Source organism: Stenotrophomonas sp. CS3K5 (genome assembly GCF_059515225.1).
In genome coordinates this window covers 22,537-47,755 of sequence record NZ_JCAKRX010000010.1, presented here as the reverse complement: position 1 = coordinate 47,755, position 25,219 = coordinate 22,537, and the positions used below count along the sequence as shown (strand labels likewise).

Genomic DNA, 25,219 nt, shown 5'->3' with positions numbered 1-25,219 from the left:
GAGCCGAGCATGGCTCGGCTCTACAACGTGCAGTACGCGCTGCTTTTCCGCGCTTACCAGCGGTACGCGACGCTCAAGCTGCCGCCGGCTTCACGGTAGCCGCTGTCACCGTGCATCACGCCGAAGCCACCCCGCGCACTGAGCCCGGAACGGAACTGAATCTGTGCACCTGCACTGAGTTCATAGCGGTTGCGCGGAATGCCCGCTTTCAAAACCTCATCATCGAAGGCGATGCCGTTGCCGGCCCCATCGCGGTACCAGTTGGCCGCCAGGTACGGGCTGACCGAGGCACCCACTGCCGAGCGTGATTCACCCTGCAGGCGCAGGCCGGCGCGGCCGGACAGGCCGCTGTGGCTGAGTGCACGTACCACCGTGCCATTGGCTTCGGTGTGCACGTCGGTCTTTGCGCCGGTGTAGACCAGCTGCAGCTCCGGCTGCAGGCTCAGTGCGGTGCCGCCGATCTGCCCGATGCCGATGCGGTAGCCGGCTTCCAGCGACGACTGCCACAGGTCCGAGTCATAGCGCTCTTCGGCCAGGCCTTCGCCCTGCACGCGGTTGCGGAACTGGCCGCGCTGAACGCTGGCATCCACGTACAGCGCATCGTTGGACCAATTGCCATAGACGCCCAGTGCGCCACCGTCCAGCGTGCCGCGTGCGCTGTAGCCGGTAATGTCCGAACGTGAGGTCGAACGCGACTGCGCCAGCGTGCCCATCAGGCCCACGCGACCACGGCCCTCATCGAACGCGCCCACGTCGGCACCCAGCTGCAGGCGCGAACGGTCCACGCGCAGGTCCAGCTGGTCATCCACCGCGCCCAGCTTGCTCTGCGTGGTGTCCACGCGCGCCCAGCCGCGCACACCGTCGTTGGCGGTGGCGCCGCTCTGGCGGTCGCGATAGCTGTGGCGCAGCATCTGGTCCAGTGCGAACTGGTTGGCCAGATAGGCACCGGTTTCCGGGCGCAGCACGGGCGGTGGCGGGTCCACCGGGTCGATCGGGTCGACCGGGTCCACCGGGTCAATCGGCTTGCACTCGCGCAGAGTGGGGTCCAGCAGGCACGGGTCCGGGCCGGCGCCGGTCTGCGAACGCAGGTACCAGTTGCCATTGGCGTCCTTCACCAGGAAGTACTCGTACTGGCCGCCCACGGCGCGGCCGACCAGGTCGAACTGCGCGTTGGAGGCACCGCCGATATCGATCAGTTCGATGCCACGTTCGGTCTTCGCTCCGGCACCGCCGGCATTGAGCACGCGCACGTTGGCCTGTCCGTTGGCATCACCGGCAATCACCAGTTTGTCGGTCAGCGAGGCATCGTCACCCAGCACCGTATTGAACAGCAGGGTGCCGCCGTTGCCGGTGAACTGGTCCACGTTGAGCGTGTTGAAGGTGCTGGCGTTGCCCAGTGCCACCGTGCCGGTGCTGCCCAGGGTGAGGTGGCCGACAGTGCTGTCGCCGGTCATCAGCCAGGTGCTGCCGCCGTCGATGCTGGCGGTGGTGACGTTGAGGAAGCGCCCGTCGATCTGCGCGTTGTTGCGCAGGATCACATCCAGTGTGCCGTTGGTGACGGAAGAGGGGTCGAAGGTGACGTCGCCGATGAGACGGGCATCGTCCACCGTGAAGTCAACGTCGGTCCGCGCGGCAAGAACGCTGCCCTCGCGCGCGACACGCAACAGCGTGCCGTCGCCTGCGATCAGCTGTGCACCGTTGGCGACGGTGATGTCGTAGGTGTTGTCGAACATCGGCATCACATGGATGGCCGCGCCACGTCCCGACTGCAGCGTGGAGTCATTGATATGCAGGCGCAGCATGCCGTCACCGTTGCGCTCGCCCCACAGCATGGCGCCCACGTTGGCGGCGACAATGCGGGAGCGATTGACGATGTCCATCTGGCCGACCAGCATGCGCACGCCGAGGCCACTGTTATAGGGACGAGTGGGTGAGGCGAGATCGTCCACGTGGATCGACGTGCCATCGATCAGGGCATAAGGCGCATCGCGGGTGCTGACGTCGAGCCCCTGTGACAGTCCTACGCCTACCGACTTTGCGGCGTTGGGGCTGAGATCCGCTGCCGACACGCGGATGCTGCTGTCCTTGACTGTCAGCGAAGTGCTGCCGCCTCTGAGTTCCACCTCGCCGTTGATCCTCGACGAGTCGGCGATCAATGAGGATCGCTCCCATAGCTGGATGGCGGCAATCTGATTGCCGCTGCGGCTCACCTGGGCACGGTCGAGAATGACCTGCGACGTATCCTCTGCCTGGATCTGCTCGGTTTGGCCGCCACGCACGGTCAGATGGGAGCCATTGATGAGACGCCATGCCTCGACCGGATCACCGGCGACAACTTCAGCTGTCTGGCCATCGAGCTCACCGGCCATCGCTGTGCCAAGAGGGCCAGCCGCCAGCGCAAGCAGGAGGCTGCGCAGCAGTGGGCGTTGCAGGGGCATGCCATGCGGGCGTGCGGTATGGGCGAGGGTCATCGGGATTCCTTGTCGTGGAGCGGGGCGGCTCGACTGCGATGGACGAGCCTGGGCTTGCATCCATTCCTCGTGAAAGCAATGTGATCTGGTGGGCTGAGAGCGAAACTGGATGCCATTTTTGGGCGTAGTCTCATCCCCCGCCCGCAGCCGTCCCATACAAATTGTTGTAAAGCACATGGGGAACGGTAGGACGCTTCAGGTACTGCTCATCCCAACACCATGGGGCGGTCCGGACCACCTTCGCCTGCTTCGTCTCCTGTAGGGCCGAGCCTTGCTCGGCTGCCGTTCTCGTCCCGCGTCAGAACCGAGCACGGGCTCTGCTCCACAACCGCAGCGTGAGTGTCAAGCGCACCAACTTCGCATTCGAATCCGCGATGATGCTGGGCGAAGTAAGCATCGGCTATCTGGTGCAGTCCCCGAATCCGCTGGCGGTGGAATCGGGGGAGTACACCGGGTGGTTGCACACAACGCTGGGCCCGGGCGGCGATTTTGATTTCGGCACCAATGCCCGTCTGTCCGATACGGAGCTGATCGTCAGCTTCACCCCGACCGTGTCCCATGAGTTCCAGGCCACCTTCACCGAGCCGAGCCCGAAGGTCAGCCTGGCGCCGGTTGGCGGCTGGAGCCAGTGGACGCGGCATGGCAAGCCGCCGGCACGACTGCGGCAGGAACTGCCGTTCCTGTTGACCAGCTCCAACGGGTTCAGCGTCAAGATGCGCTGCGAGCATGACCTGGGTGGCCAGTGCGATGTTGCCAACGCCGCAACGCGCGAGGTGGTGCCGATCAATGTGGATGTCACCATGCCGGGCATGCGCGAGATGCGTAGTGGCGCGTTCGCTCGGAATACGCCGTTGGTGAGTGAGCGTAGCGGGCAGGTGGCACCGCGCTTCACGCCGCAGTCGTACCTGCAGAACCGGCACTCGCGGCTGCGTTTTGCCGCCACCGGCCCCGCTGTGGCGGAGATGCTGAAAGCTCCGGAGTCACGCTGGCAGGGCGATGTAACCGTGGTGTTCGATTCGGCGCCGTGAGTCCAACCGTGAATGCGCATGTACCGCCATTGCAGCCCGATGTAGAGCCGAGCCCACGCTCGGCTCACCGCGCGAAGCGCGGGGTCATCGTGACCTGAGCGGACGGCAGCCGAGCATGGGCTCGGCTCTACAGTGCGGTGGATGCATCGGCCTGCATCACCCAGGCGGCAGCACCTTGCCCGGGTTGAGGATGCCGTCCGGATCCAGGGCGGCCTTGATCGCGCGCATCGTTGCCAGTGTTGCCGGGGTGAACGCCTGCGCCATGAAATCGCGCTTGGCCAGGCCGATGCCATGTTCGCCGGACAGCGTTCCGCCCAGCGCCAACGTCAGTTCGAAGATCTTCGGCAGCGCGGCATGCGCACGTGCGTTTTCGTCGGCGTCATCCGGGTGATAGAGGATGTTGACGTGCAGGTTGCCGTTGCCGGCATGGCCGAAGGTGACGATGGTCAGCACATACTCGCGCGCCAGGGCCTGCACGCCCGCCACCAGATCGGGAATGCGCGATACAGGCACCACCACGTCTTCGTTGATCTTGCCCGGTGCCACACTGCGCAGTGCCGGCGACAGCGCCTTGCGCGCCGCCCACAGCTGGTCGCGCGCGCGGCCTTCCATCGCCACGTCCAGTTCGATCATGCCGTCGCCTTCGGCGGCAGTTGCCAGCGCCTGCAGCAGGTAGGGCAGGGTGTCGAGATCACCATCGGCTTCGACCAGCAGCATCGCGCCAGCTTCCGGCACCTCGGCGCCGTTGAGGCGCAGCAGCTGCAGGCTGCGTGCGTCCATGAATTCCAGACGCGTCGGCACCACCGGCTGCGACATCAGGCGTGACACCGCAGCAGCGGCAGCATCGGCATCGCGATACAGCACGCGCAGGCCGGCCTGGCTGACCGGCAGCGGGGTGAGCTTGAGGGTGGCTTCCACGATCAGCGCCAGCGTGCCTTCGCTGCCCACCAGCAGGTGGGTGAGGTCGTAGCCGGTGGCATCCTTGGTGTAGGCGCCTCCGCAGCGGATCACCTCGCCGGTACCGGTCACCGCCACCAGGCCGAGCACGTTGTCGCGGCTGGTGCCGTACTTCACCGCGCGCGGGCCGCCGGCATTGCAGGCCAGGTTGCCGCCCACGCTGCAGATCTCCGCGCTGGACGGGTCCGGTGCCCAGAACAGGCCATGCGGCGCCAGCGCCTGCTGTAGCGTGCCATTCAACACACCCGGTTGCACCACGGCGCAGCGGTCGCCGGCGCGGATCTCGACGATGCGGTCCATGCGGGTGAACGACAGCACGATGCTGCCCGGCACTGGTACCGCTGCGCCGGTGGTACCTGTACCTGCGCCGCGTGCGACCAGCGCTACGCCGTGCACGCGACAGGCACGCACCAGTGCCTGCACCTGTTCGATGCTGGCGGGCAGCGCGACGGCGGCAGGGCGCTGGTGGCGCCACGAGTTGTCCTGCGCGTTCGCCTCCAGCGCGTTGTCATCCATGCGCCAGCCCTCCGCGCCCAGCAGGGCAGACAGTTCGGCAATCAATGCGGCGGGCAGGGCAGTACTCATGACGGATCTCGTGGGGCAGCAGGAGCGGGTTGGATCAGTTTCCAGGCAACAACGGCGCCGGCCAGCGGCAGCCACACCCAGCGTAGTTCAGAGAGCAGCGTGGCGATGCCGCGTGCGCTGAAGAACTGCGGGGCAAACGGTGAAACGCGGATCGGCCGCCACGGGGCGAAGAAGCGTTGTTCGCTCCACGGCCAGGCCAGGGCAACGCCGAGGCCGCCGGAGGTCATCGCGTCGAGCAGGGGATGGCTGGCGGCGCAGATGAAGACGAATACCGCCGCCTGTACGGTGGACGCCACCGTTGGCCGCGCCGTGGTAGGTGCCACCCTTGGTTGGCACGAAACCGCCGACCAAGGTCGGCCGCTACCAAAGAACGCCAACACCGCGGCCAACGCCGCCAGCACGCCGGCAAACAACAACGAATGGCTGGCACCCCGATGGCCGAACGCATCGGCATAGGGAATGTGCAGCGCGAACGCCAGCACATCGGCATCGGGCAGCATGGCCGCGACCACACCCGCAGCCAGCAGCCACGCCGGAATGCGGCCACGATCGGCGGCGCACCACAGCGCCAGCGGCACAGCGGCATGGGTGATGATCGAAGGCATCAGCAATCATCCAACCGGAACGCATCGCGCAGCCAATGCAGCTGCGGCGGTTCACCCGTGGCTTCCACCACATCAAAGCGGCAAGGCGCATCGGCCAGCGCCGGATGGTCCTGCAGGTACAACAACGCGGCATGCGCCACACGTCGGCATTTGCGTACATCCACCGAGGCCGCACCGCCACCGAAATCAGATCGCGCGCGGTAACGCACTTCCACGAACACCACGGTGCCGGCGTCGTCCATCACCAGGTCCAGTTCACCGCCGCGATAACGCACGTTGCGCGCGCGTGGCAACAAACCGGCCTGCTGCAGGTGCTGCTCGGCGGCGGCTTCCACCGCCGAGCCCCGTTGGCTGCGCTCAGCGACCACCGACGATCGGCATCGGCCGGCCGCCATTGAAGGTGGACCAGGCCGGCTGGCGCAGGATGTTGCCGTTGCTGTCCAGGAACAGGGTGCCGGTGGCACCGTCCAGGCCGCCTTCGTTGGACAGCTTGTCCAGGTAGGCGGTGATCTTCCAGGCATCGGCACCGAAGGCGAACAGGCGGCCGGCGGCACCGCGTGCGCTGGGCAGGGTGCTGGCGACCTGGCTGGCCGAGGGCAGGCCAGACACGCTGCGCACGTTCCAGGCTTCGTTCGGGTAGACGATGCCGTCCAGCGCCACGTCTTCTTCCACCTTGCCGCTACCGACGGTCAGCTGCGAGGTGCCGACGCGGGTGGCGCCACCGGCACCGGCCAGCGCCAGCTGCGGAGCCAGCAGGCGGGCCTGCGGCGCGCGCACAGCCAGGAACACGGCATCGACCTGGCCGGCATTGCGCACCTGCGCACCGACATCGCCGACCGCGTCACTGACGCCGATCGTGGCCACCACCTGGCCGCCACGCTGGGCGAAGCGCTGGGCGAAGGCGGCGGCAGCACGGCGGCCGGTGTCGTCGGCGCTGTTGATCACCAGCGCCTTGCCGCGCTCGCGGCCACGCAGGTATTCGGCGGCGACGATACCGTCGTCTTCCGGTGCCAGCGAGAAACCGGCACTGCCGGCCGGCGGTGCGTCCTTGCCACGGTTCAGCGCCAGCACCGGCACTTTCAGCTGCTGGCGGCCGTACACGGCATCCACTTCGTCGCGGCCGAGCGGGCCGACCACGAAGTCGGCGCCGGAGGCGACGGCCTTGTCATAGGCGGCCAGCGCACCGGCCGGAGTGCCGGCGGTGTCGATGAAATTGATGTCCGGGCGGCGGCGGGTCTCGCCGTAGTAGGCCGCCAGCAGGCCATCGCGCACCGGCTGCGCGGCGGTGGCCAGGCGGCCACTGAGCGGCAGCAGCACGGCCAGCTTGACCGGCGGGCGGTACCCGTCGCTCAGTGCCGGTGGGCGCTTGCTGGTATCGAACTGGGCCGCGCCATCACGGTCGAACGGGCGCGGCAGCTGCAGGCCACGCGCGATCAGTGCGCGTCCGGCGAAGTTGTACAGCGGGTCGTTGGCTGGCAGCGCGGCGGCGCGGCTGCGCAGGGTGGTGTCGTCGAGGGTGCCGAGCAGGCCGGCGATGGCGGCCTGGTTCTCGTTGCGGGCGGTGCCGGTCAGGCCGGCATGCGCGCGGGCACGTTCGGCAGCTGCGCCGAAGCTGTCACCGGTCCCCTGCAGGGCGGCGGCGCGGGCCAGGTACCAGCGCGTGCGCAGCGCCGGCAGCACGTTGTCGCCGCTGTCCTTCAGCAGCGCCAGCGCCTGCGCCGGCTGCTTGTCGGCCAGTGCCAGCTCGGCGCCGGTCAGCTGGTAGCGCTGCAGGCTGGCACCGGACAGCTGGCGGGCGGTGAGCTGGCCCAGCAGGCTGCGTGCGCGGGCGCTGTCGCCGGCCAGGTTCCAGGCCCAGGCGGCATCGGCCAGGGCGTTGGCGCGGGCACCGCCGCGCAGGGTGGCGGCCAGGCCTTCCAGCTGCAGTGCGGCGTCGCGCGGCTTGCCCTGGTCGATCAGCGCCAGCGCCTGGCTCTGGCCCGGCGATTCGGGCGCGCTGGTCAGGCTGGTGGTGGCACAGCCAGCCATCAGCAGCAGCGACAACGACAGGGCGGAGATCCGTGCGGCGGGCTTGTTCATGATCGGGTCCATGCGATGAGGGCAGCGGCCTTGGCCGGGTACACGCTACGATTCTACCCTTGCCCCGTGAGTACCGCTGAAATGAGTGTGCCAACCCTGTACGTCGTCGCCACCCCGATCGGCAACCTGGCCGATCTGAGCCCGCGCGCGCAGGAGGTGCTGCGTTCGGTGGCCGCCATCTGTGCCGAGGACACCCGCCGCAGCGGCCAGCTGCTGTCCCATTTCGGCATCCAGCAGCCGCTGGTGGCCCTGCACGAACACAATGAGGAGGCCCTCGCGCAGCGCCTGGTCTCGCGCCTGCAGGCCGGCGAATCGCTGGCGCTGGTCAGCGATGCCGGCACCCCGCTGGTCAGCGACCCCGGCTTCCGCCTGGTGCGTGCTGCCCGTGCGGCCGGCATCAAGGTCAGCCCGATTCCCGGTGCCTGTGCCGCCATCGCCGCGCTGAGCGTGGCCGGCCTGCCCAGCGACCGTTTCAGCTTCGAAGGCTTCCTGCCGGCCAAGGCCAGCGGCCGCCGCGACCGCCTGCAGGCGCTGGCCGGTGAAGTGCGCACGATGGTGTTCTACGAATCCTCGCATCGCATCGCCGAATCGCTGGCCGACATGGCGGCGATCTTCGGCGGGGAGCGCCCGGCGGTGCTGGCGCGCGAGCTGACCAAGCTGTTCGAAACCGTGCTCGATGGCGATCTGGCCGGCCTGCTGGCCCAGGTCGAGGCCGACGAGAACCAGCGCAAGGGCGAGTTCGTGGTGATGGTGCAGGGCGCCGGCGATGACGAGGAAGCGCAGCTGGCGCATGGCCGCCGGGTGTACGCCAAATTGAGTGAACATCTGCCGCCGTCGACCGCCGCCAAGCTCGCCGCCGAGTTGACCGGCGCACCGCGCAAGGCGTTGTACGGCCGGTAGCGCCGGGCAGAAACCCCCCGCGTGCGCTAGAATGCGCGCTGGCGGAGCCGGCCAGACAGTCGCGTCATCCCTTAGGGGGTGCCGAGGAAAGTCCGGGCTCCATAGGGCAAGGTGCCAGGTAACGCCTGGGCGGCGCAAGCCGACGGAAAGTGCAACAGAAAGATACCGCCTACGTCTTCTTCGGAAGGCCGGTAAGGGTGAAATGGTGCGGTAAGAGCGCACCGCGAGTCTGGCAACAGACCGGCACGGCAAACCCCACCTGGAGCAAGACCAAATAGGGATCCTTTGGCGCGGCCCGCGTTGGATCCGGGTAGGTTGCTTGAGCGTTGCGGTGACGTAACGCCTAGAGGAATGACTGTCCACGACAGAACCCGGCTTATCGGCCGGCTCCGCCTCTTTCTTACGGTAAGCCGAGCATGGCTCGGCTCTACAGTAGAGCCGAGCCATGCTCGGCTGCTCTCCGTTCAGATGCTCGGGATGTTGTTCAACCCGGCATGCGGTACTGGCCTGCGGAAATGAACTGCTCGAAGCGTTCGCACCACACCACCACGGTGGTGTAGTCGTCCACGTTGACGCTTTCAGGCACGTCGACCAGGAAGCGGTTGAAGGTCTTCACTTCGCCGATGCGCTGGGCCTGCGCCTTGATCTTCAGGAAGTCGGCCTTGTTGTCGACGAAGTCGCGCACCAGGTAGACCTTGTAGTCCGGCCCCGGGCCCATCTTGCCGTCGAACGCGACCTGGCGCGCGCTGACGCTGACCTTGCCGTCGGCCCAGTGCACCGCGTCGCTGCCCTTGAGGTCGCGGCGGAAGGTGGTGTGGTAGCGGGCGTCGCCCATGGCGGCCTGCACCTGGGCGACCGGCGGATCATCCGGGGCGATCAGGATCGGCAGCAGGTACACGCCCAGGCCGAAGCCGAGGCCGAGCGTGAGCAGGTGGGTGGCGGCAAGTACGAGAACACGGCGCATCGATGACTCCCTGTGGATCGGTGGGGCGCGCGGCAGGATCGCGCCCGGTCATCGTGTGGCGTGCAGGCAGACATTTATAGACACAGAAAACAGGTACAGGGTCAGAAATCGACCTGGCTCTGGCCAAGGGCGACACCCTGTGGGCCGAAGCGGCGCTCGTGGATCTGGCCGTGGCCATCGGCGCCGATCAGCAGCACGGTGCTGGCGCGGGTGCCGTAGTCGTCGCCGCGGATGAAAGCCGGGCTCAGCCAGCGTTCGCGCTCCAGGCCGATGCCGGTGTCGGGCAGGTCGCTGTCGGCGGGGCGGTGTTCGTCGGCGAGGGCCTGCCAGAGCGGGGTCAGATCCCTTTCCCCTTGGGAACGGGATCTGACCCCGTCTTCCTTCAGCCAGGCGGAAAGCGCGGCCATCAGCCGACGGGTCTTCGGCCAGGGGGCGTCCAGCGCGCCATTGGACATGCCGTGCACGCCGGGGGCCAGGTGTTGGCGTTCGGCGGGGTGGTTGCCCAGGAACTCCAGGCTGTCGTTATCGGCCAGTAGGAGGTTGAACGGGGCATAGGCGCCGGACACGGTCGCCAAACGCTCGATATGGACCGCGGCCGGGTCGCGGCCACGCAGGAAGTCGGCCACCAGCGCGCCGCGCGACGGGCCGGTCTGTGCGGCCAGCGGATCGCGGACATTGGTGACCACTGCCATCCGGCCGCCGGCACCGACGCCGGCCCAGCCACCGCCGGAGCGCAGGTCGCGCCCACCGATGACGGAGGTCTCATCTTGCCAGGGGGCCAGCGCCGCGGTCGGGCGGGCGTGGAACTCATCACGGTTGCCGATCATCACCAGCCGCCAGCGCGGGTGGTGCATCCAGCCAAGAGCGAGCAGGCACATGGCCTCATTGTGCACCGTTTGCGCAGTCTGACGCCGTTTTCGACCCGCTGCGGATGAATGCGCGGCCGATGTTTCACGCCCTGTCCACACCCCTGAACTTCCGTTCAATCTCAAAAATTGAGACGGATCAGCAACTTGTGGATAAGCCTTGAACAATTCTCTAAAGGTTGTTGCAAGCCATTGATGCGGCTGGCGATTTCCCCGCTGAAAAGTTGTTGACAACCCTTTGGCCGCTGCTAAGGTGGGCATCAGAGGGAAATCCGGGTGTTTTGTGGGTTTTCGTGGTTCAATGTTTCACCGGGCGAAGGATAGGTGCACGCGTCGTGTTCCAGGGCGAGACGGCCATCACAGTTGACGATAAAGGGCGCATGGCGGTTCCCACCGCTTACCGCGACCTCGTCGCGCGCGCCAGCAACAACCGTCTCGTGCTGACCTACAACCCGTTCGAAGCCGGCTGCCTGTGGCTGTATGCAGAGTCGGAATGGGAGCGGGTCCGCGACGACGTCATGTCCAAGCCCAACACCCAGCGCGTCGTGCGCCTGTTGCAGCAGAAGCTGGTCGGCTCGGCCGCCCATCTGGAGCTGGACGGCAACGGTCGCATCAGCATCCCCGCCAGCCACCGCGGTGCGGTGGGCATTGAGAAGAAGGCGGTATTGCTCGGTATGGGCGACAAGTTCGAATTGTGGAGCGAGCAGGCGCATCGGGCCCTGATCCAGCAGACGTTGTCTGACGAGGATCTGGGTGATGGGTTGCTCGACCTGAAGTTGTGAGCCGGGGTGCCCGGATGCGCCCAGAAGCGCAGACCGGTCACCTTCCGGTGTCGCAGTCGCCGGCGGTGCACCTGCCGGTCCTGTACACCCAGGTCATCGAAGGCCTGAGGGTGATCGAAAACGGACGTTATCTGGATGGCACGTTCGGTCGTGGCGGTCATGCACGTGGCGTGCTCACCCAGCTCGGTCCCGAGGGGCGCCTGCTGGTCATGGACAAGGATCCGGAAGCCATCGCCGTTGCCGAGCGCGATTTCGCGCCGGATGCGCGCGTGTCCATCTTCCGTGGCAGCTTCGCCCAGCTGCTGCAGTGGGATGCGACGGCTGAAGGCCTGGACGGTGTGCTGTTCGACCTGGGCGTGTCGTCGCCGCAGCTGGACGTGGCCGAACGTGGCTTCAGCTTCGGCAAGGACGGCCCGCTGGACATGCGCATGGACCCGGACAGCGGCGAAAGCGCCGCGCAGTGGATCAACCGCGTGGAAGAGCGCGAGATTGCCGACGTGCTGTGGACCTACGGCGAAGAGCGCCAGAGCCGCCGCATCGCCCGCGCCATCGTGGCCCGCCGCGAGAAGCAGCCGTTCTCCCGCACCGCCGAACTGGCCGAGCTGATCGCTTCGGTGATGCCGCGTGGGAAAGACAAGATCCACCCGGCCACGCGCAGCTTCCAGGCCATCCGCATCCACATCAACCGCGAGCTGGCCGATCTGGAAGCCGGCCTGGATGCGGCGGTGCAACGGCTCAAGCCCGGTGGCCGGCTGGCGGTGATCAGCTTCCACTCGCTGGAAGACCGCATCGTCAAGCAGTACATGAACCGCCTGGCCAAGGCGCCGCCGGCCAACCGTCGCCTGCCCGAGGCGGTGGCGTTCGTGCCGACGCTGGACCTGATCGGTGGTGCCATCAAGGCCACCGACGAAGAGCTGGCCGCCAACCCGCGTGCGCGCAGCGCCGTGCTGCGTGTGGCGCAGAAGCGGGAGGCCAGCGCATGAGCCGGCTGCTGCTGATCATCCTGTTGGCCTCGACCGTGGCCTCGGCGATCGGCGTCGTGTTCGTGCGTCACCGTCATCGGCAGACGTTCATCGAGCTGTCGCGCGCCGAGCGCACGCGCGATGACATCAATCTGGAATTCGGCCGCCTGCAGCTGGAACAGGCCACGCTGGCCGAAGCCAACCGTGTTGATCGCATCGCCCGCGAGAAGCTCGGCATGAAGTTCCCCGAGGCCGCCGACATCGTGGTGGTGCGGCCATGAGCAAGACCGGCCGCAACCGCCCGCGCAACGCCTTCAACCTGCGCCAGCGCCTGCGCTGGGTCGCGCTGGCGCTTGGCCTGTGCTCGGTGTCGCTGGTCGGTCGTGCCGCCTACGTGCAGATCATCAACAGCGATTTCTACCAGCGCCAGGGCGAAGCCCGTTACCTGCGTGAGCTGCCGATCAAGACCTCGCGCGGCATGATCACCGACCGCAACGGTGAGCCGCTGGCGGTGTCCACGCCGGTCGCCTCGATCTGGGTCAACCCGCAGGACCTGCTGCGCTCGCCCGAGCGCATCCCGGAACTGGCGCAGGCGGTCGGCATGTCGGTGGACGAGCTGAGCAGCCGCCTGTCGCAGAAGTCGGACAAGGAATTCATGTACCTGCGTCGCCGGATCAATCCGGACGAGGCAGAGAAGGTGGTGGCGCTGAAGATTCCGGGCGTGGCTGCACAGCGCGAGTTCCGCCGCTTCTACCCGCAGGGTGAGGCGATGGCGCACGTGCTGGGCTTCACCAACATCGACGACCGCGGCCAGGAAGGCCTGGAGCTGGCGTTCGACGAATGGCTGCGCGGCAAGGCCGGTGCCAAGCGGGTGATCCGCAACCGCAAGGGCGAGACCGTCGAAAGCGATCTGCTGCGCGCCGCCGAACCGGGCAAGGACCTGACCCTCAGCATCGACCGCCGCATCCAGTACCTGGCGTTCAAGGAACTGCGCAACGCGCTGGTGGCCAACAAGGCGGCCGGCGGTTCGATGGTGATCATGGATGTGACCACCGGCGAGATCCTGGCCATGGTCAACCTGCCGACCTACAACCCGAATTCGCTGACCGGCGCGCTGCCCGATGCGCGCCGCAACCGTGCGGTGACCGATCTGGTCGAGCCGGGTTCGACGATGAAGCCGCTGACCATTGCCACCGCGCTGCAGGCCGGTGCGGTGACCAAGGACACCATCATCGACACCAACCCGGGTTACATGACCCTGGGCCGCTTCACCATCCGCGACGTGCCGCGCAACAACGGCGTGCTGAACGTGACCGGCGTGATCACCCGCAGCTCGAACGTGGGCGCGGCCAAGGTTGCGGCGAAGATGCCGGACCAGGTGTTCTACGACGGCGTGCGCCGCTTCGGCTATGGCTCGGTGCCGCACAGTGGTTTCCCGGGTGAATCCGGTGGTGTGGTGCTGCGCCCGGCGCGCTGGTCGGGTACCACCAAGACCACGATGTCCTACGGCTACGGCCTGAACGTCACCCCGCTGCAGATTGCCACTGCCTATTCGGCACTGGCCAACGGCGGTCGTCTGATCGCGCCGACCTTCGTCAAGGGCCAGCGCAATGAAGGCCAGCAGATCATCGACGAGAACGTCGCCAAGCAGGTGGTGGCGATGATGGAAACGGTGGTGACCCAGGGCGGCGCCAAGCAGGCGGCGGTGCTGGGCTACCGCGTGGCCGGCAAGACCGGTACCGCGCGCAAGGCCGGCCCCGGCGGTTACGAGCGTGGTCATTACAACGCGTTGTTCGCCGGTGTGGTGCCGGCCACCAACCCGCGCTTTGCCACCGTCATCGTCATCAATGACCCGCAGGCCGGCAAGTTCTACGGCGGCCTGGTGTCGGCGCCGGTCTATCACAACGTGATGGAAGGCACCCTGCGCCTGATGGACGTGCCGCTGGACGACCTGCAGTCGTGGCTGGCCGCACAGCAGTCCGGCAAGGTCGGCCACTCGGCTTCGATCCTGCCTGCGCCGCCGGCCGAAGCCGCGCTGCCGGCTGATGCCGCCGCCGAATTCGATGCTGCGCTGCCCAGCGCGCACGCCCAGACGCCGCCCGCTACGGGAGGCACGCAATGAGTCCTTCGATGTTGCTTTCGCAGTTGCTTCCGGACGTGGCCCTGGCGGGCCATGATCCCGTTCTGACCGGCCTGGTGCTGGACAGCCGCGCCGTGCGCCCCGGCAATGCCTTCGTCGCCATCGCCGGTTTCGGCGCGCATGGCCTGGGCTTTGTCGAGCAGGCCCGTGCGGCCGGTGCTGGCGTCATCCTGTTCGAACCGCCGGCGCCTGCCGAGCTGCCGGCCCCGGCCGATGCGATCGCGGTGCCGGGTCTGCGCGCGCGCATGGGCGCGATGGCCGACCAGTTCCATGGTGCGCCGTCGCGGGCGATGGCGATGGTTGGCGTGACCGGCACCAACGGCAAGACCTCCACCGTGCAGCTGCTGGCCCAGGCCTGGCACCTGCTCGGTACGCCCAGTGGCAGTATCGGCACGCTCGGCGCCGGACTTTATGGTGCGGTTGAACCGACCGGCTTCACCACCCCGCTGGTGCTGCAGATGCATGCGCTGCTGGCGCAGCTGCGCGACGCCGGTGCGCGTGCGGTGGCGATGGAAGTCAGCTCGCACGCGCTGGACCAGGGCCGCGTGGATGCCGTGCACTACGACGTGGCGGTGTTCACCAACCTCACCCGCGACCATCTGGACTACCACGGCGACATGGCCAGCTATGGCGCGGCCAAGGCGCGGCTGTTCCATCGCCCGGGCCTGAAGGCGGCGGTGATCAACCTGGACGACGCCTTCGGTCGCCAGCTGTTCGCCGGCCTGCCGGCGGGCGTGCAGCCGATCGGCCTGAGCTCGCGCGGTGCCAGCGAGGCCGGCGTGCGCGCCGAAGCGCTGCAGCTGGATGGCCGTGGCATCGCCTTTGAACTGGTCATCGACGGCCAGCGCGCCGCGGTGCAGTCGCCGCTGCTGGGCCGCTTCAACGTGGACAACCTGCTGGCCGTGGCCGGCACCCTGCATGCGCAGGGCCAGCCGCTGCCGCGCATCGCCGAGGTGCTGTCGGCGCTGCAGCCGATCCGTGGCCGCATGAACCGCCTCGGTGGCGAAGACGGTCTGCCGACCGTGGTGGTTGATTACGCACATACCCCGGACGCGCTGGAACAGGCGCTGGACAGCCTGCACGGCCACCTGCACGGCGCGCTGTTCTGCGTGTTCGGTTGCGGTGGCGAACGCGATACAGGCAAGCGCCCGCAGATGGCCGCCATTGCCGAGCGCCTGGCCAACCAGGTCATCGTCACCGACGACAACCCGCGTGGCGAGGATGGCGACGTGATCGTGGCCGACATCCTGGCCGGCTTCCAGAACGCCGGGGCGGTGACCGTGCAGCGCAGCCGCGCGCGTGCGATTGGCCTGGCGGTGAAGCGCGCCGGTGCCGGCGACATCATCCTGATTGCCGGCAAGGGCCACGAGCCGTACCAGGAAGTGAACGGCGTGCGCCATGACTTCGACGACACCGAAGTGGCGGCGGCTGCGCTGGCGGCCAAGGCCGGTGTTCTGCAGGCACAGGCCGGGGAGGGCGCCGCATGAAGCGCACCCTGCTTTCGCTGATCGCGCACTGGGCCGGCGGTGAGATCCACGGCGATGACGTGGCCATCGACGCTGTAAGCAACGACACCCGCAGCCTCGGCCCGGGCAGCCTGTACGTGGCGCTGCGTGGCGAGCGCTTCGATGGCCATGACTTCGCCGCCGACGCACTGGCACGCGGTGCCAGCGCGCTGCTGGTCGAACGCCTGCTGCCGCTGGACGTGCCGCAGGTGCTGGTGGCCGACAGCGAGCTGGCGCTTGCCAAGATCGCCACCGGCATGCAGCGCGACCGCGGCACCGAGGTGTTCGCGATCACCGGCAGCAATGGCAAGACCAGCGTGAAGAGCCTGCTGCTGTCGATCCTGCAGCAGGTGGCGCGCGAGGCGCACCGGGTGGTCTACGCCAACCCGGGCAACCGCAACAACGAGATCGGCCTGCCGCTGGCGGTGATCGACGCGCCGGAAGATGCCGACTACGCCGTCTACGAGATGGGTGCCGGCAAGCCGGGTGACATCGCTTACCTCACCGACATCGCCCGCCCGCGCTATGCGCTGGTCAACAACATCGCCCCGGCGCACCTGGAGCGCATGGGCAGCCTGCTCGGCGTGGCGGTCACCAAGGGCGCGATCTACGCGGCACTGCCGGCCGATGGCGTGGCGGTGATCAACGTGGACGATGCCTACGGGCGCTGGTTCGAGCAGCATTTCGTCGGCACCCCGCCGCGCTGCCGCGTGCTGCGCTACGGCCTGGAGCACACCGCCGAGGTCACCGCGCGTGATATCCGTGGCGGTGCACAGGGCAGCCAGTTCGTGCTGGTCGCGCCGACGGGAGAGGCTCGCGTGGTGCTGGGGCTGCCGGGCCGCCACAACGTCAGCAACGCGCTGGCCGCCGCCAGCCTGGCGCTGGCCGCCGGTATCGATCTGGCGCTGATTGCGGCCGGGCTTGCCGAGGCACAGCCGGTGCCGGGCCGCCAGATCGCCCATCAGCTGCACAACGGTGCGGTGCTGGTGGATGACAGCTACAACGCCAACCCGGGTTCGCTGGCCGCGGCCATCGACGCCCTGGCCGCTGCGCCGGAAGAGGGCTGGCTGGTGCTGGGCGACATGCGTGAGCTGGGCCCGGATGCCGAGGCGCTGCATGCCCAGGCCGGTCTGCGCGCCCGCGCGGCCGGTCTCAAGCGGCTGTACGCGCTGGGTCCGCTCACTGCCGCTGCTGCGGCCGCCTTCGGTGAAGGTGGCCGCCATTTCGCCACCCATGATGCGCTGTCACAGGCGCTGCAGGACGAGTTGCACGCTGGTGTGCGCTGCCTGGTCAAGGGTTCCCGTGGCAGTGCCATGGACCTGATCGTCAAAGCGCTGCTGGCGCAAGGAGAGGAATCCCCGCATGTTGTATGAACTGGCTCGATGGTTGCAGCAGTTGGAGAGCCTGTTCGGGCTGTTCAACTACCAGACGTTCCGCGCCATCCTTGCCGCGCTGACGGCGCTGTTCCTGTCGCTGTGGCTGGGCCCGGCGATGATCCGCAAGCTTGCCCAGTTCAAGGGCGGCCAGCCGATCCGCAGCGACGGCCCGCAGACCCACTTCTCCAAGGCCGGCACGCCGACCATGGGCGGCTCGCTGATCCTGCTTACCGTCACCCTGTCGGTGCTGATGTGGGCCGACCTGCGCAATCGCTACGTGTGGCTGGTGCTGGCGGTGATGCTGTGCTTCGGCGCCATCGGCTGGTATGACGACTGGATCAAGATTGTCCGTCGCGACCCGAACGGCCTGAAGTCGCGCTGGAAGTACCTGCTGCAGTCGATCTTCGGCCTGGCCGCGGGCATCTTCCTGTTCCAGACCGCCGACGTACCGGCGGCGCTGACCTTCTATATCCCGATGTTCAAGTCGGTGGCGCTGCCGCTGGCCGGCATCGGCTTTGTGGCCATCGCCTACTTCTGGATCGTCGGTTTCTCCAACGCGGTGAACCTGACCGATGGCCTGGACGGCCTGGCCATCATGCCGACCGTGCTGGTGGCCTGCGCGCTGGGCGTGTTCGCCTATGCCTCGGGCAACGTGGTGTTCGCCAATTACCTGCAGATCCCGCAGATTCCGGGAGCCGGCGAGCTGGTGATCATCTGCGCGGCCATTGCCGGTGCCGGCCTGGGCTTCCTCTGGTTCAACACCTATCCGGCCATGGTCTTCATGGGCGACATCGGCGCGCTGTCGCTGGGCGCGGTGCTGGGCACGATCGCGGTGATCACCCGTCAGGAGCTGGTGCTGGTGATCATGGGTGGCGTGTTCGTCATCGAAACGCTGTCGGTGATGATCCAGGTCGCCTCGTTCAAGCTGACCGGCAAGCGCGTGTTCCGCATGGCGCCGATCCACCACCATTTCGAACTGAAGGGCTGGCCCGAACCGCGCGTGATCGTGCGCTTCTGGATCATCTCCGTCGTGCTCGTGCTGATCGGCCTGGCCACGTTGAAGGTGCGCTGAGATGAACGACCTGTCCCGCCAGGCAACACGCCTTGAAGCCATCGAAGGCAGCTACGACAAGTGGCTGCTGGGCGCGATCATCGCGCTCACCGGTGTCGGCGTGGTGATGGTGGCGTCCAGCTCGATCGCCTTGATGAGCAGCCCGTTCTACTACCTCAACCGCCACCTGATCTTCCTGGCGGTCGGCATCGTGCTGGCGGTGGTGGCCGCGCGTACCGAGCTGAAGTCCATCGAGCAGTACAACCAGATGCTGCTGCTGGGCTGCTTCGTGCTGCTGCTGGCGGTGTTCGCGCCGGGCCTGGGCAGCACCGTCAACGGTGCGCGCCGCTGGATCAACCTGGGCATCTCCAAGTTCCAGACCGTGGAAGCGGTGAAGGTGCTCTACATCGTTTGGCTGTCCAGCTACCTGGTGCGCTTCCGCGATGAAGTGAACGCGACCTGGCCGGCCATGCTCAAGCCGCTGGGCGTGGCCGGTGCGCTGGTGGTGCTGCTGCTGCTGCAGCCGGACTTCGGTTCGTCCACCCTGCTGCTGGCGATCACCGCCGGCATGCTGGTGCTGGGCGGGGTGAACATGCCGCGCATGTCGATGCCGGTGATCATCGGCCTGGTTGGCATGAGCGCGCTGGCGATCATCGAGCCGTACCGCATGCGCCGCATCACCTCGTTCCTGGACCCGTGGGCCGACCAGCAGGGCGACGGCTACCAGCTGTCCAATGCGCTGATGGCGGTGGGCCGTGGCGAATGGACCGGGGTTGGCCTGGGCAATTCGGTGCAGAAGCTGTACTACCTGCCCGAGGCGCATACTGACTTCATCTTCTCGGTCACCGCCGAGGAATTCGGCTTCCTGGGCACCTGCGTGATCGTGGCCCTGTACGCGCTGCTGGTGGGCCGCACCTTCTGGCTGGGCATGCGCTGCGTGGAAATGAAGCGCCACTTCTCCGGCTACATCGCCTTCGGCATCGGCCTGTGGATCAGCATGCAGACCTTTGTTTCGATCGGCGTGAACCTGGGCATCCTGCCGACCAAGGGCCTGACCCTGCCGCTGATCTCCTCCGGCGGTTCGTCGGTGCTGATGACCTGCGTGGCGATGGGCCTGCTGCTGCGCGTGTCCTATGAACTCAAGCGCGCCGAGCGCCGCCAGGCCGTGCGTATCGGTGGTGGCGCCGAAGATGCCGTTGCCGAGCCGATGGACGAACCTGCTGCACCTGCGGCGGCCAGCGTACCGACGAGCGCCGAACCGGCGGCCACCACCGCGCCGAATGCCGCGCGTGGCACCAGCCGCCTGCAGTCGCGCATCGAACCGACGTTCGGGAGGCTGTCATGAGCAGCACCTCCAACGCCCGCCCGGTGATGATCCTGGCCGGTGGTACCGGCGGCCACATCTTCCCCGGCCTGGCCGTGGCCCGCGTGCTGCGCGAGCGCGGCGTGCCGGTCACCTGGATGGGCGCCGAGGGCGCGATGGAAACCCGCCTGGTGCCGCAGCAGGACATCGCCATCGACACGCTGGCCATCACCGGTCTGCGCGGCAAGGGCAAGCTGGCCCTGCTGGGTGCACCGTGGCGGCTGATGCGCGCGCTGCGTGCGGCCGGCATGATCATCCGCAAGCGCCAGCCGCGCGCGGTGGTGGCCTTCGGCGGCTTTGCCTCCGGCCCCGGTGGCATGGCCACGCGTCTGCATGGCCTGCCGCTGATCGTGCATGAGCAGAACCGTGCGCCGGGCCTGACCAACCGCATCCTGTCGCGCTACGCGCGCCGCCTGCTGACCGGTTTCCCGGGCACCTTCGCCAAGGGCGAAGAGTTCGTCGGCAACCCGGTGCGCGCGGAAATCGCCGCCATCGCACCGCCCGAGCAGCGCTTTGCCGACCGCCACGGTCCACTTCGCGTGCTGGTGGTCGGTGGCAGCCAGGGTGCGCGTGCGCTCAACACCGGCGTGCCGCAGGCCATCGCGGCGCTGGGCGCGGACGTGCCGGTGCAGGTGCGCCACCAGAGCGGCGAGAAGCTGCATGCCGAAGCGGTCGAGGCCTATGCCAAGGCCGGCGTGCAGGCTGAAATCACGCCGTTCATCGCCAACATGGCCGAGGCCTTCGCCTGGGCCGACCTGGTGGTATGCCGTGCTGGCGCGTCGACCCTGGCCGAGCTGTGCGCGGTCGGTGTCGGCAGCGTGCTGGTGCCATTCCCCGCCGCTGTTGATGACCACCAGACCCGCAATGCGGAGTACCTGGTCGAGCGCGACGCGGCGGTGTTGCTGAAGCAGGACGGAACGCTGGCCGACGGCATTGCCGCACTGCTGCGCGATCTGTCCGAAAATCCCGCCCGCCGCATGCAGATGGCGCAAGCCGCGCGTGCCCTGGCCAAGGTCGATGCCGCCGAGCGCATCGCCGATATCATTCTTGAGGAAGCTGTATGAAGAAGGCATGCCACCGCGCCTGCCCTGCGCGAGGCCGCGCATGATCCGTCGCCTGCACGACACCAACGACCTGGTGCGCGCGTTCCCGCGCGTGCACTTCGTCGGTATCGGCGGCACCGGCATGAGCGGTATCGCCGAAGTGATGCTGACGCTGGGCTATGAAGTGTCCGGCTCGGACAACGCTGACAACGGCGCCACCCGCCGCCTGGCCAGCCTGGGTGCGCGCATCATGCGCGGCCATTCGGCGGCCAACGTGCTGGGCACCGACTGCGTGGTGGTGTCCAGCGCGATCCGCGAAGACAACCCGGAACTGATGGAAGCGCGCAGCCAGCGCATTCCGATCATGCCGCGTGCGGCAATGCTGGCCGAGCTGATGCGCTTCCGCCGCGGCATCGCGGTGGCCGGTACGCACGGCAAGACCACCACTACCAGCCTGACCGCTGCGGTGCTGAGCGAAGGTGGCCTGGACCCGACCTTCGTGATCGGTGGCCAGCTGCTGGCCGCCGGTGCCAACGCCAAGCTGGGCGGTGGCCAGTGGCTGGTGGCCGAGGCCGACGAAAGCGATGGCAGCTTCCTGCGCCTGAATCCGCTGATGTCGATCATCACCAACATTGATGCCGACCACCTGGAGAACTACGGCAACGATTTCGCCCGCGTGCAGGCGGCGTTCGCTGAGTTCCTGCAGCGCCTGCCGTTCTACGGCCTGGCCGTGCTGTGCATCGATGACCCGGAAGTGGCCGCGCTGGCCGCCAGGACCCCGCGCCACGTGATGAGCTACGGCATGAGCCCGCAGGCCGACGTGCGCGCCGAGAATGTGGTGCAGGAAGGTTCGCGCATGCGCTTCACCCTGCGCCTGCCGCAGGGCACCAGCCAGGAAGTGGTACTGGCGCTGCCGGGCAAGCACAACGTGCTGAACGCACTGGCCGCTGCGGCCGTGGGTTGGCAGCTGGGCGTGGCCCCGGACGCGATCGCGCGTGCGCTGGAAAGCTTCGCCGGCGTTGGCCGTCGCTTCAACGATCTGGGCGAAGTGACCACCGCCAGCGGTGCCAAGGTCCGCATCATCGACGACTACGGCCATCATCCGAGCGAGCTGGAGGCGGTGTTCGCCGCCGCCCGCGGTGGTTGGGCCGACAAGCGCCTGGTGGTGGCCTTCCAGCCGCACCGATACAGCCGTACCCGCGACCAGTTCGACAAGTTCGCCGCAGTGCTGTCCAGCGTCGATGCGCTGGTGCTGAGCGAGGTCTACCCGGCTGGTGAGGAACCGATCGCCGGTGCCGATTCGCATGCGCTGGCCCGCGCCATCCGTGCGCGCGGCCGCAGCGAGCCGGTGGTGGTGGGCAAGGCTGCCGAACTGGCCAGCGTGCTGCCGGACGTCCTGCAGGACGGCGACCTGTTGCTGATGATGGGTGCAGGCGACATCGGCGCTGTGGCCACCCAGATCGCGGTGGAAGGCTTCAAGGCGGAGGGCGAGGCGTGAGCACGCTGACCTTCCCGCCGCTGCGCGTGACCGACCCGGCCGTGTTCGGCCGTGTTGCCGTGCTGCTCGGCGGCAGCTCCAGCGAACGCGAGGTGTCGCTGGATTCGGGCCGCAACGTGCTTGAAGCGCTGCAGTCGCGCGGCGTCGATGCGTTCGCGGTGGATGGCATCCCGGCGCTGGCCAAGGCGCTGGCCGCCGGTGGCATCGACCGCGTGTTCAACATCCTGCACGGCCACAACGGTGGCGGTGAAGATGGCATCGTGCAGGGCCTGATGGACGCCTTCAGTGTGCCGTACACCGGTTCGGACGTGCTGGGCTCGGCGCTGAGCATGGACAAGATCCGCACCAAGCAGGTGTGGCTGTCGCTGGACCTGCCGAGCCCGCAGTACCGGAAGGTCGATGCCTCCAACGTGCATGCGCTGGCCGCAGAACTGGGCCTGCCGGTGGTGGTGAAGCCGGCCAATGAAGGTTCCAGCGTGGGCATCAGCCGGGTCACCGACGAGGCCGGCCTGGATGAGGCGGTGGCGCTGGCTGCACGCTACGACGGCCAGCTGCTGATGGAACAGATGGTGGTCGGCGATGAGCTGACCGTGGCCATCCTCGGCGATGTCGCGCTGCCGTCGATCCGCATCGTGCCCAAGGGCCAGTGGTACGACTACAACGCCAAGTACATCGCCGAAGACACCCAATACCTGTGCCCGGGCCTGGACGGTGACGCCGAAGAAGAGATCCGGCGCATCGCGCTGGCCGCGTTCCGCGCTGCCGGCTGCCGTGGCTGGGGCCGCGTGGACGTGATGCGCGACCGCAGCAGCGGCCGTTTCTTCCTGCTGGAAGTGAACACCGCGCCGGGCATGACCAGCCATTCGCTGGTGCCCAAGGCCGCACGCCAGGCCGGCATCGGTTTCGAGGAACTGGTGTGGCGCGTGCTGGAGCAGACCCTGGAGGCCAGGCACGCATGAACGCGCTGCTGCGCATCTTCGTCTGGCTGTTGGCGCTGTCGGTAGTTGCACTGCCGGTGGTGGCCGTGGTCAATGGCTGGGTCGGCGCCGAGCGCTGGCCGCTGGCGAAGCTGCGCGTGCACGGCGAGTTCAAGCGGGTACCGGCCGAGCAGCTGCAGAAGGTGCTGCTGCCGTACGCGCGCGCCGGCTTCTTCGCGGTCAAGCTGCAGGATGCCCAGGATGCGCTGGAAAACCTGCCGTGGGTGGAGAGTGCGCGGGTGCGCAAGCAGTGGCCGGACGTGCTGGAAGTGACCCTGGTCGAGCACAAGCCGTTCGCGCGCTGGGGCAACGATCGCCTGGTCTCCGAGCAGGGCAAGCTGTTCCCCACGCCGAAGAAGTTGTCCGACCTGGCACTGCCCGAGCTGGACGGCCCGGACAGCCAGACCGAAGAAGTGATGAAGCTGTACAGCGACTCGCGTGCATTGTTCGCACCGGCCGGTGTGGACGTGCGGCGGGTGACGATGGACGCGCGCGGCAGCTGGTCGCTGGTGCTGAGCAACGGCACCGAGGTGGTGGTCGGCCGTGACGACGCGCGCTCGCGCCTGCAGCGCTTCGTCAAGGTGCTGCCACAGCTCAACCGCCAGGACGCGCCGATCGAGCGCGCCGACCTCCGTTACACCAATGGTTTCACGCTGAGCTGGGGTACCCCGGCCACGCCGGCGAAAACGCCGGCGACCCCGGCCAGCAGGACGCAGGAAAGGACATGAATCGCAAGGGTGACAAATCGCTGATCGTTGGCCTGGACATCGGCACCTCCAAGGTGGTGGCGTTGGTGGGCGAGTATTCGCCGGGCAACCCGATCGAAGTGATCGGTATCGGCTCGCACGAATCGCGCGGCCTGAAGCGCGGTGTGGTGGTGGATATCGAATCGACCGTGCAGTCGATCCAGCGCGCGGTGGAAGAAGCCGAGCTGATGGCCGGCTGCGAGATCCGCTCGGTGTACGCCTCGATCTCCGGCAACCACGTGCAGTGCAAGAACTCGCCCGGCATCGTGCCGATCCGCGACGGCGAAGTGACCTGGGGCGATCTGGATCGCGTGCTGGACGCGGCCAAGGCGGTGGCGATTCCGGCCGACCAGAAGATCCTGCACGCCATTCCGCGCGAGTACGTGCTGGACGATTCGCAGGAAGGCATCCGCAACCCGGTCGGCATGACCGGCGTGCGCCTGGAAGTGCACGCACACCTGGTGGTGTGCGCGCAGTCGGCCGCGGCCAACATCAGCAAGTGCGTGCAGCGCTGCGGCCTGCAGGTGGACGATCTGGTGCTGTCCTCGCTGGCTTCCAGCGTGGCGGTGCTGACCGCCGACGAGCGCGAACTGGGCGTGGTGCTGGTCGACATGGGTGCCGGCACCACCGACATCGCTGTGTTCGTGCAGGGTGCGATCTGCCACACCGCCTCGTTGCCGATTGCCGGCGACCACGTGACCAACGACATCGCGCACATGCTGCGCACGCCCACGCCGGAAGCCGAGCAGATCAAGGTGCGCTACGCCTGCGCGCTGGCCCAGCTGGCCACCGCCGAGGAGAGCATCCAGGTGCCGTCGGTGGGTGACCGCCCGCCGCGCCGCATGCCGCGCCATTCGCTGGCGCAGGCGGTGCAGGGCCGTTACGAGGAGATCTTCGAAATGGTGCAGGCCGAACTGCGCCGCTCCGGTTTCGAGGAACTGGTGCGCGCCGGCATGGTGCTGACCGGCGGTGCTTCGAAGATGGAAGGCGTGGTCGAGCTGGCCGAGGAAATGCTGCAGATGCCGGTGCGCGTGGGCATCCCGCAGCACGTGACCGGCCTGGGCGAAGTGGTCGGCAACCCGGTGCACGCCACCGGCGTGGGCCTGCTGCTGATGGGCAGCCAGATCGAGCACCCGCGTCGCCCGTCGCTGCCCACCGGGCGCGCCGGCAGCATGTTCAAGAAATTGAAGACCTGGTTCCGCGGCGAGTTCTGACGCGGCACCGGCCCCACCCGGGTGACCCCCGGCAGCAACACCGGCAACACGACGCAACACCGGCAACACACAACCCACACAGCCGCAACGTCGGCATGCAGCAGGAC

The 25,219-nt window shown here is 67.8% G+C and carries 21 protein-coding genes, 1 other RNA gene and 1 pseudogene; 16 read left to right on the top strand and 7 right to left on the bottom strand.

The window, feature by feature from the left end:
- Nucleotides 1-53 precede the first annotated feature (53 nt).
- Nucleotides 54-2,471 carry an autotransporter family protein gene (locus AC5YGJ_RS14925; RefSeq protein ID WP_496186988.1) on the bottom strand — a complete coding sequence of 806 codons (2,418 nt, stop codon included), beginning with the start codon at nt 2,469-2,471 and terminating at the stop codon, nt 54-56.
- A gap of 335 nt (nt 2,472-2,806) precedes the next feature.
- Here AC5YGJ_RS14925 and AC5YGJ_RS14920 point away from each other — a divergent pair, with 335 nt between their 5' ends.
- A complete protein-coding gene (locus AC5YGJ_RS14920; protein ID WP_496186987.1) occupies nt 2,807-3,499 on the top strand; it encodes a hypothetical protein in 693 nt (230 codons plus the stop codon).
- A 156-nt stretch (nt 3,500-3,655) separates the two neighbouring features.
- On the opposite strand, the gene AC5YGJ_RS14915 is transcribed toward AC5YGJ_RS14920, so the two are convergent.
- Genes AC5YGJ_RS14915 through AC5YGJ_RS14900 form a run of 4 tightly spaced genes read right to left on the bottom strand, consistent with a single transcriptional unit; the run spans nt 3,656 to nt 7,725 of the window.
- A complete protein-coding gene (locus AC5YGJ_RS14915) occupies nt 3,656-5,041 on the bottom strand; it encodes an FAD-binding oxidoreductase (RefSeq protein WP_496186986.1) in 1,386 nt (461 codons plus the stop codon).
- Nucleotides 5,038-5,646, bottom strand: coding sequence for a metal-dependent hydrolase (locus tag AC5YGJ_RS14910; RefSeq protein ID WP_496186985.1), 609 nt, complete (start codon nt 5,644-5,646; stop codon nt 5,038-5,040). Before AC5YGJ_RS14910 ends, AC5YGJ_RS14915 begins: the two co-directional genes overlap by 4 nt.
- On the bottom strand, nt 5,646-6,014 hold the full coding sequence (locus AC5YGJ_RS14905) for a YraN family protein (protein ID WP_249841921.1): 369 nt from the start codon (nt 6,012-6,014) through the stop codon (nt 5,646-5,648). The genes AC5YGJ_RS14910 and AC5YGJ_RS14905 overlap by 1 nt, the downstream gene beginning before the upstream one ends.
- Nucleotides 6,004-7,725, bottom strand: a complete 1,722-nt coding sequence (locus AC5YGJ_RS14900; RefSeq protein WP_496186984.1) for a penicillin-binding protein activator — start codon at nt 7,723-7,725, stop codon at nt 6,004-6,006. Before AC5YGJ_RS14900 ends, AC5YGJ_RS14905 begins: the two co-directional genes overlap by 11 nt.
- Nucleotides 7,726-7,806: 81 nt before the next feature.
- Here AC5YGJ_RS14900 and rsmI point away from each other — a divergent pair, with 81 nt between their 5' ends.
- Both rsmI and rnpB read left to right on the top strand, forming a co-directional pair.
- The gene (rsmI, locus tag AC5YGJ_RS14895; protein WP_249841919.1) at nt 7,807-8,625 is read left to right on the top strand and encodes a 16S rRNA (cytidine(1402)-2'-O)-methyltransferase; all 819 of its coding nucleotides are present in this window, start codon (nt 7,807-7,809) and stop codon (nt 8,623-8,625) included.
- A 43-nt stretch (nt 8,626-8,668) separates the two neighbouring features.
- Nucleotides 8,669-9,020, top strand: an RNA gene (gene rnpB / locus AC5YGJ_RS14890) — RNase P RNA component class A.
- Between the two features lie 89 nt (nt 9,021-9,109).
- Here the strand turns inward: rnpB and AC5YGJ_RS14885 are convergent.
- Nucleotides 9,110-9,589 (bottom strand): DM13 domain-containing protein, encoded by a 480-nt coding sequence (locus AC5YGJ_RS14885; protein ID WP_496186983.1) that lies wholly within the window; start codon nt 9,587-9,589, stop codon nt 9,110-9,112.
- 101 nt (nt 9,590-9,690) lie between these two features.
- Nucleotides 9,691-10,467, bottom strand: coding sequence for an NRDE family protein (locus AC5YGJ_RS14880; RefSeq protein ID WP_496186982.1), 777 nt, complete (start codon nt 10,465-10,467; stop codon nt 9,691-9,693).
- A gap of 323 nt (nt 10,468-10,790) precedes the next feature.
- Between AC5YGJ_RS14880 and mraZ the strand changes: the two genes are divergently transcribed.
- The 13 genes and pseudogenes from mraZ to ftsA all read left to right on the top strand — a co-directional run bounded on the left by mraZ (nt 10,791) and on the right by ftsA (nt 25,112).
- Nucleotides 10,791-11,237 (top strand): division/cell wall cluster transcriptional repressor MraZ, encoded by a 447-nt coding sequence (mraZ, locus tag AC5YGJ_RS14875; RefSeq protein ID WP_004143635.1) that lies wholly within the window; start codon nt 10,791-10,793, stop codon nt 11,235-11,237.
- A gap of 14 nt (nt 11,238-11,251) precedes the next feature.
- Nucleotides 11,252-12,220, top strand: a complete 969-nt coding sequence (gene rsmH / locus AC5YGJ_RS14870) for a 16S rRNA (cytosine(1402)-N(4))-methyltransferase RsmH (RefSeq protein ID WP_496186981.1) — start codon at nt 11,252-11,254, stop codon at nt 12,218-12,220.
- Nucleotides 12,217-12,480, top strand: a complete 264-nt coding sequence (gene ftsL, locus AC5YGJ_RS14865) for a cell division protein FtsL (RefSeq protein WP_087921528.1) — start codon at nt 12,217-12,219, stop codon at nt 12,478-12,480. The genes rsmH and ftsL overlap by 4 nt, the downstream gene beginning before the upstream one ends.
- Complete coding sequence (locus AC5YGJ_RS14860) at nt 12,477-14,321, top strand: peptidoglycan D,D-transpeptidase FtsI family protein (RefSeq protein WP_107229851.1); 1,845 nt, start codon at nt 12,477-12,479, stop codon at nt 14,319-14,321. The genes ftsL and AC5YGJ_RS14860 overlap by 4 nt, the downstream gene beginning before the upstream one ends.
- Entirely contained in the window at nt 14,318-15,826 is a 1,509-nt protein-coding gene (locus AC5YGJ_RS14855; protein WP_496186980.1) for a UDP-N-acetylmuramoyl-L-alanyl-D-glutamate--2,6-diaminopimelate ligase, read from the top strand. The genes AC5YGJ_RS14860 and AC5YGJ_RS14855 overlap by 4 nt, the downstream gene beginning before the upstream one ends.
- Nucleotides 15,823-17,217 (top strand): UDP-N-acetylmuramoyl-tripeptide--D-alanyl-D-alanine ligase, encoded by a 1,395-nt coding sequence (locus AC5YGJ_RS14850; protein ID WP_496186979.1) that lies wholly within the window; start codon nt 15,823-15,825, stop codon nt 17,215-17,217. The genes AC5YGJ_RS14855 and AC5YGJ_RS14850 overlap by 4 nt, the downstream gene beginning before the upstream one ends.
- Complete coding sequence (gene mraY / locus AC5YGJ_RS14845; protein ID WP_057498482.1) at nt 17,207-18,292, top strand: phospho-N-acetylmuramoyl-pentapeptide-transferase; 1,086 nt, start codon at nt 17,207-17,209, stop codon at nt 18,290-18,292. Before AC5YGJ_RS14850 ends, mraY begins: the two co-directional genes overlap by 11 nt.
- A gap of 1 nt (nt 18,293) precedes the next feature.
- Nucleotides 18,294-19,616 carry a putative lipid II flippase FtsW gene (gene ftsW, locus AC5YGJ_RS14840; RefSeq protein WP_496186978.1) on the top strand — a complete coding sequence of 441 codons (1,323 nt, stop codon included), beginning with the start codon at nt 18,294-18,296 and terminating at the stop codon, nt 19,614-19,616.
- Complete coding sequence (gene murG / locus AC5YGJ_RS14835; protein WP_309333287.1) at nt 19,613-20,698, top strand: undecaprenyldiphospho-muramoylpentapeptide beta-N-acetylglucosaminyltransferase; 1,086 nt, start codon at nt 19,613-19,615, stop codon at nt 20,696-20,698. The genes ftsW and murG overlap by 4 nt, the downstream gene beginning before the upstream one ends.
- A 40-nt stretch (nt 20,699-20,738) precedes the next feature.
- Nucleotides 20,739-22,175 carry a UDP-N-acetylmuramate--L-alanine ligase gene (murC, locus tag AC5YGJ_RS14830; RefSeq protein WP_249841912.1) on the top strand — a complete coding sequence of 479 codons (1,437 nt, stop codon included), beginning with the start codon at nt 20,739-20,741 and terminating at the stop codon, nt 22,173-22,175.
- Nucleotides 22,172-23,134 carry a D-alanine--D-alanine ligase gene (locus AC5YGJ_RS14825; RefSeq protein WP_496186977.1) on the top strand — a complete coding sequence of 321 codons (963 nt, stop codon included), beginning with the start codon at nt 22,172-22,174 and terminating at the stop codon, nt 23,132-23,134. The genes murC and AC5YGJ_RS14825 overlap by 4 nt, the downstream gene beginning before the upstream one ends.
- Nucleotides 23,131-23,808: pseudogene (locus AC5YGJ_RS14820) on the top strand (cell division protein FtsQ/DivIB); the annotation flags it as partial. The gene AC5YGJ_RS14825 and the pseudogene AC5YGJ_RS14820, both read left to right, overlap by 4 nt.
- Before the next feature lie 68 nt (nt 23,809-23,876).
- Nucleotides 23,877-25,112 (top strand): cell division protein FtsA, encoded by a 1,236-nt coding sequence (ftsA, locus tag AC5YGJ_RS14815; protein WP_005408083.1) that lies wholly within the window; start codon nt 23,877-23,879, stop codon nt 25,110-25,112.
- Nucleotides 25,113-25,219 lie beyond the last annotated feature (107 nt).

Coding starts and splice junctions, on each gene's coding strand:
- AC5YGJ_RS14915 (WP_496186986.1), bottom strand. CDS start 5,041: ATGAGTACTGCCCTGCCCGCCGCATTGATTGCCGAACTGTCTGCCCTG.
- AC5YGJ_RS14900 (WP_496186984.1), bottom strand. CDS start 7,725: ATGAACAAGCCCGCCGCACGGATCTCCGCCCTGTCGTTGTCGCTGCTG.
- murC (WP_249841912.1), top strand. CDS start 20,739: ATGATCCGTCGCCTGCACGACACCAACGACCTGGTGCGCGCGTTCCCG.
- rsmI (WP_249841919.1), top strand. CDS start 7,807: ATGAGTGTGCCAACCCTGTACGTCGTCGCCACCCCGATCGGCAACCTG.
- ftsW (WP_496186978.1), top strand. CDS start 18,294: ATGAACGACCTGTCCCGCCAGGCAACACGCCTTGAAGCCATCGAAGGC.
- AC5YGJ_RS14860 (WP_107229851.1), top strand. CDS start 12,477: ATGAGCAAGACCGGCCGCAACCGCCCGCGCAACGCCTTCAACCTGCGC.
- AC5YGJ_RS14910 (WP_496186985.1), bottom strand. CDS start 5,646: ATGCCTTCGATCATCACCCATGCCGCTGTGCCGCTGGCGCTGTGGTGC.
- ftsA (WP_005408083.1), top strand. CDS start 23,877: ATGAATCGCAAGGGTGACAAATCGCTGATCGTTGGCCTGGACATCGGC.
- murG (WP_309333287.1), top strand. CDS start 19,613: ATGAGCAGCACCTCCAACGCCCGCCCGGTGATGATCCTGGCCGGTGGT.
- AC5YGJ_RS14880 (WP_496186982.1), bottom strand. CDS start 10,467: ATGTGCCTGCTCGCTCTTGGCTGGATGCACCACCCGCGCTGGCGGCTG.
- AC5YGJ_RS14855 (WP_496186980.1), top strand. CDS start 14,318: ATGAGTCCTTCGATGTTGCTTTCGCAGTTGCTTCCGGACGTGGCCCTG.
- AC5YGJ_RS14925 (WP_496186988.1), bottom strand. CDS start 2,471: ATGACCCTCGCCCATACCGCACGCCCGCATGGCATGCCCCTGCAACGC.
- rsmH (WP_496186981.1), top strand. CDS start 11,252: ATGCGCCCAGAAGCGCAGACCGGTCACCTTCCGGTGTCGCAGTCGCCG.
- AC5YGJ_RS14885 (WP_496186983.1), bottom strand. CDS start 9,589: ATGCGCCGTGTTCTCGTACTTGCCGCCACCCACCTGCTCACGCTCGGC.
- ftsL (WP_087921528.1), top strand. CDS start 12,217: ATGAGCCGGCTGCTGCTGATCATCCTGTTGGCCTCGACCGTGGCCTCG.
- mraY (WP_057498482.1), top strand. CDS start 17,207: ATGTTGTATGAACTGGCTCGATGGTTGCAGCAGTTGGAGAGCCTGTTC.
- AC5YGJ_RS14850 (WP_496186979.1), top strand. CDS start 15,823: ATGAAGCGCACCCTGCTTTCGCTGATCGCGCACTGGGCCGGCGGTGAG.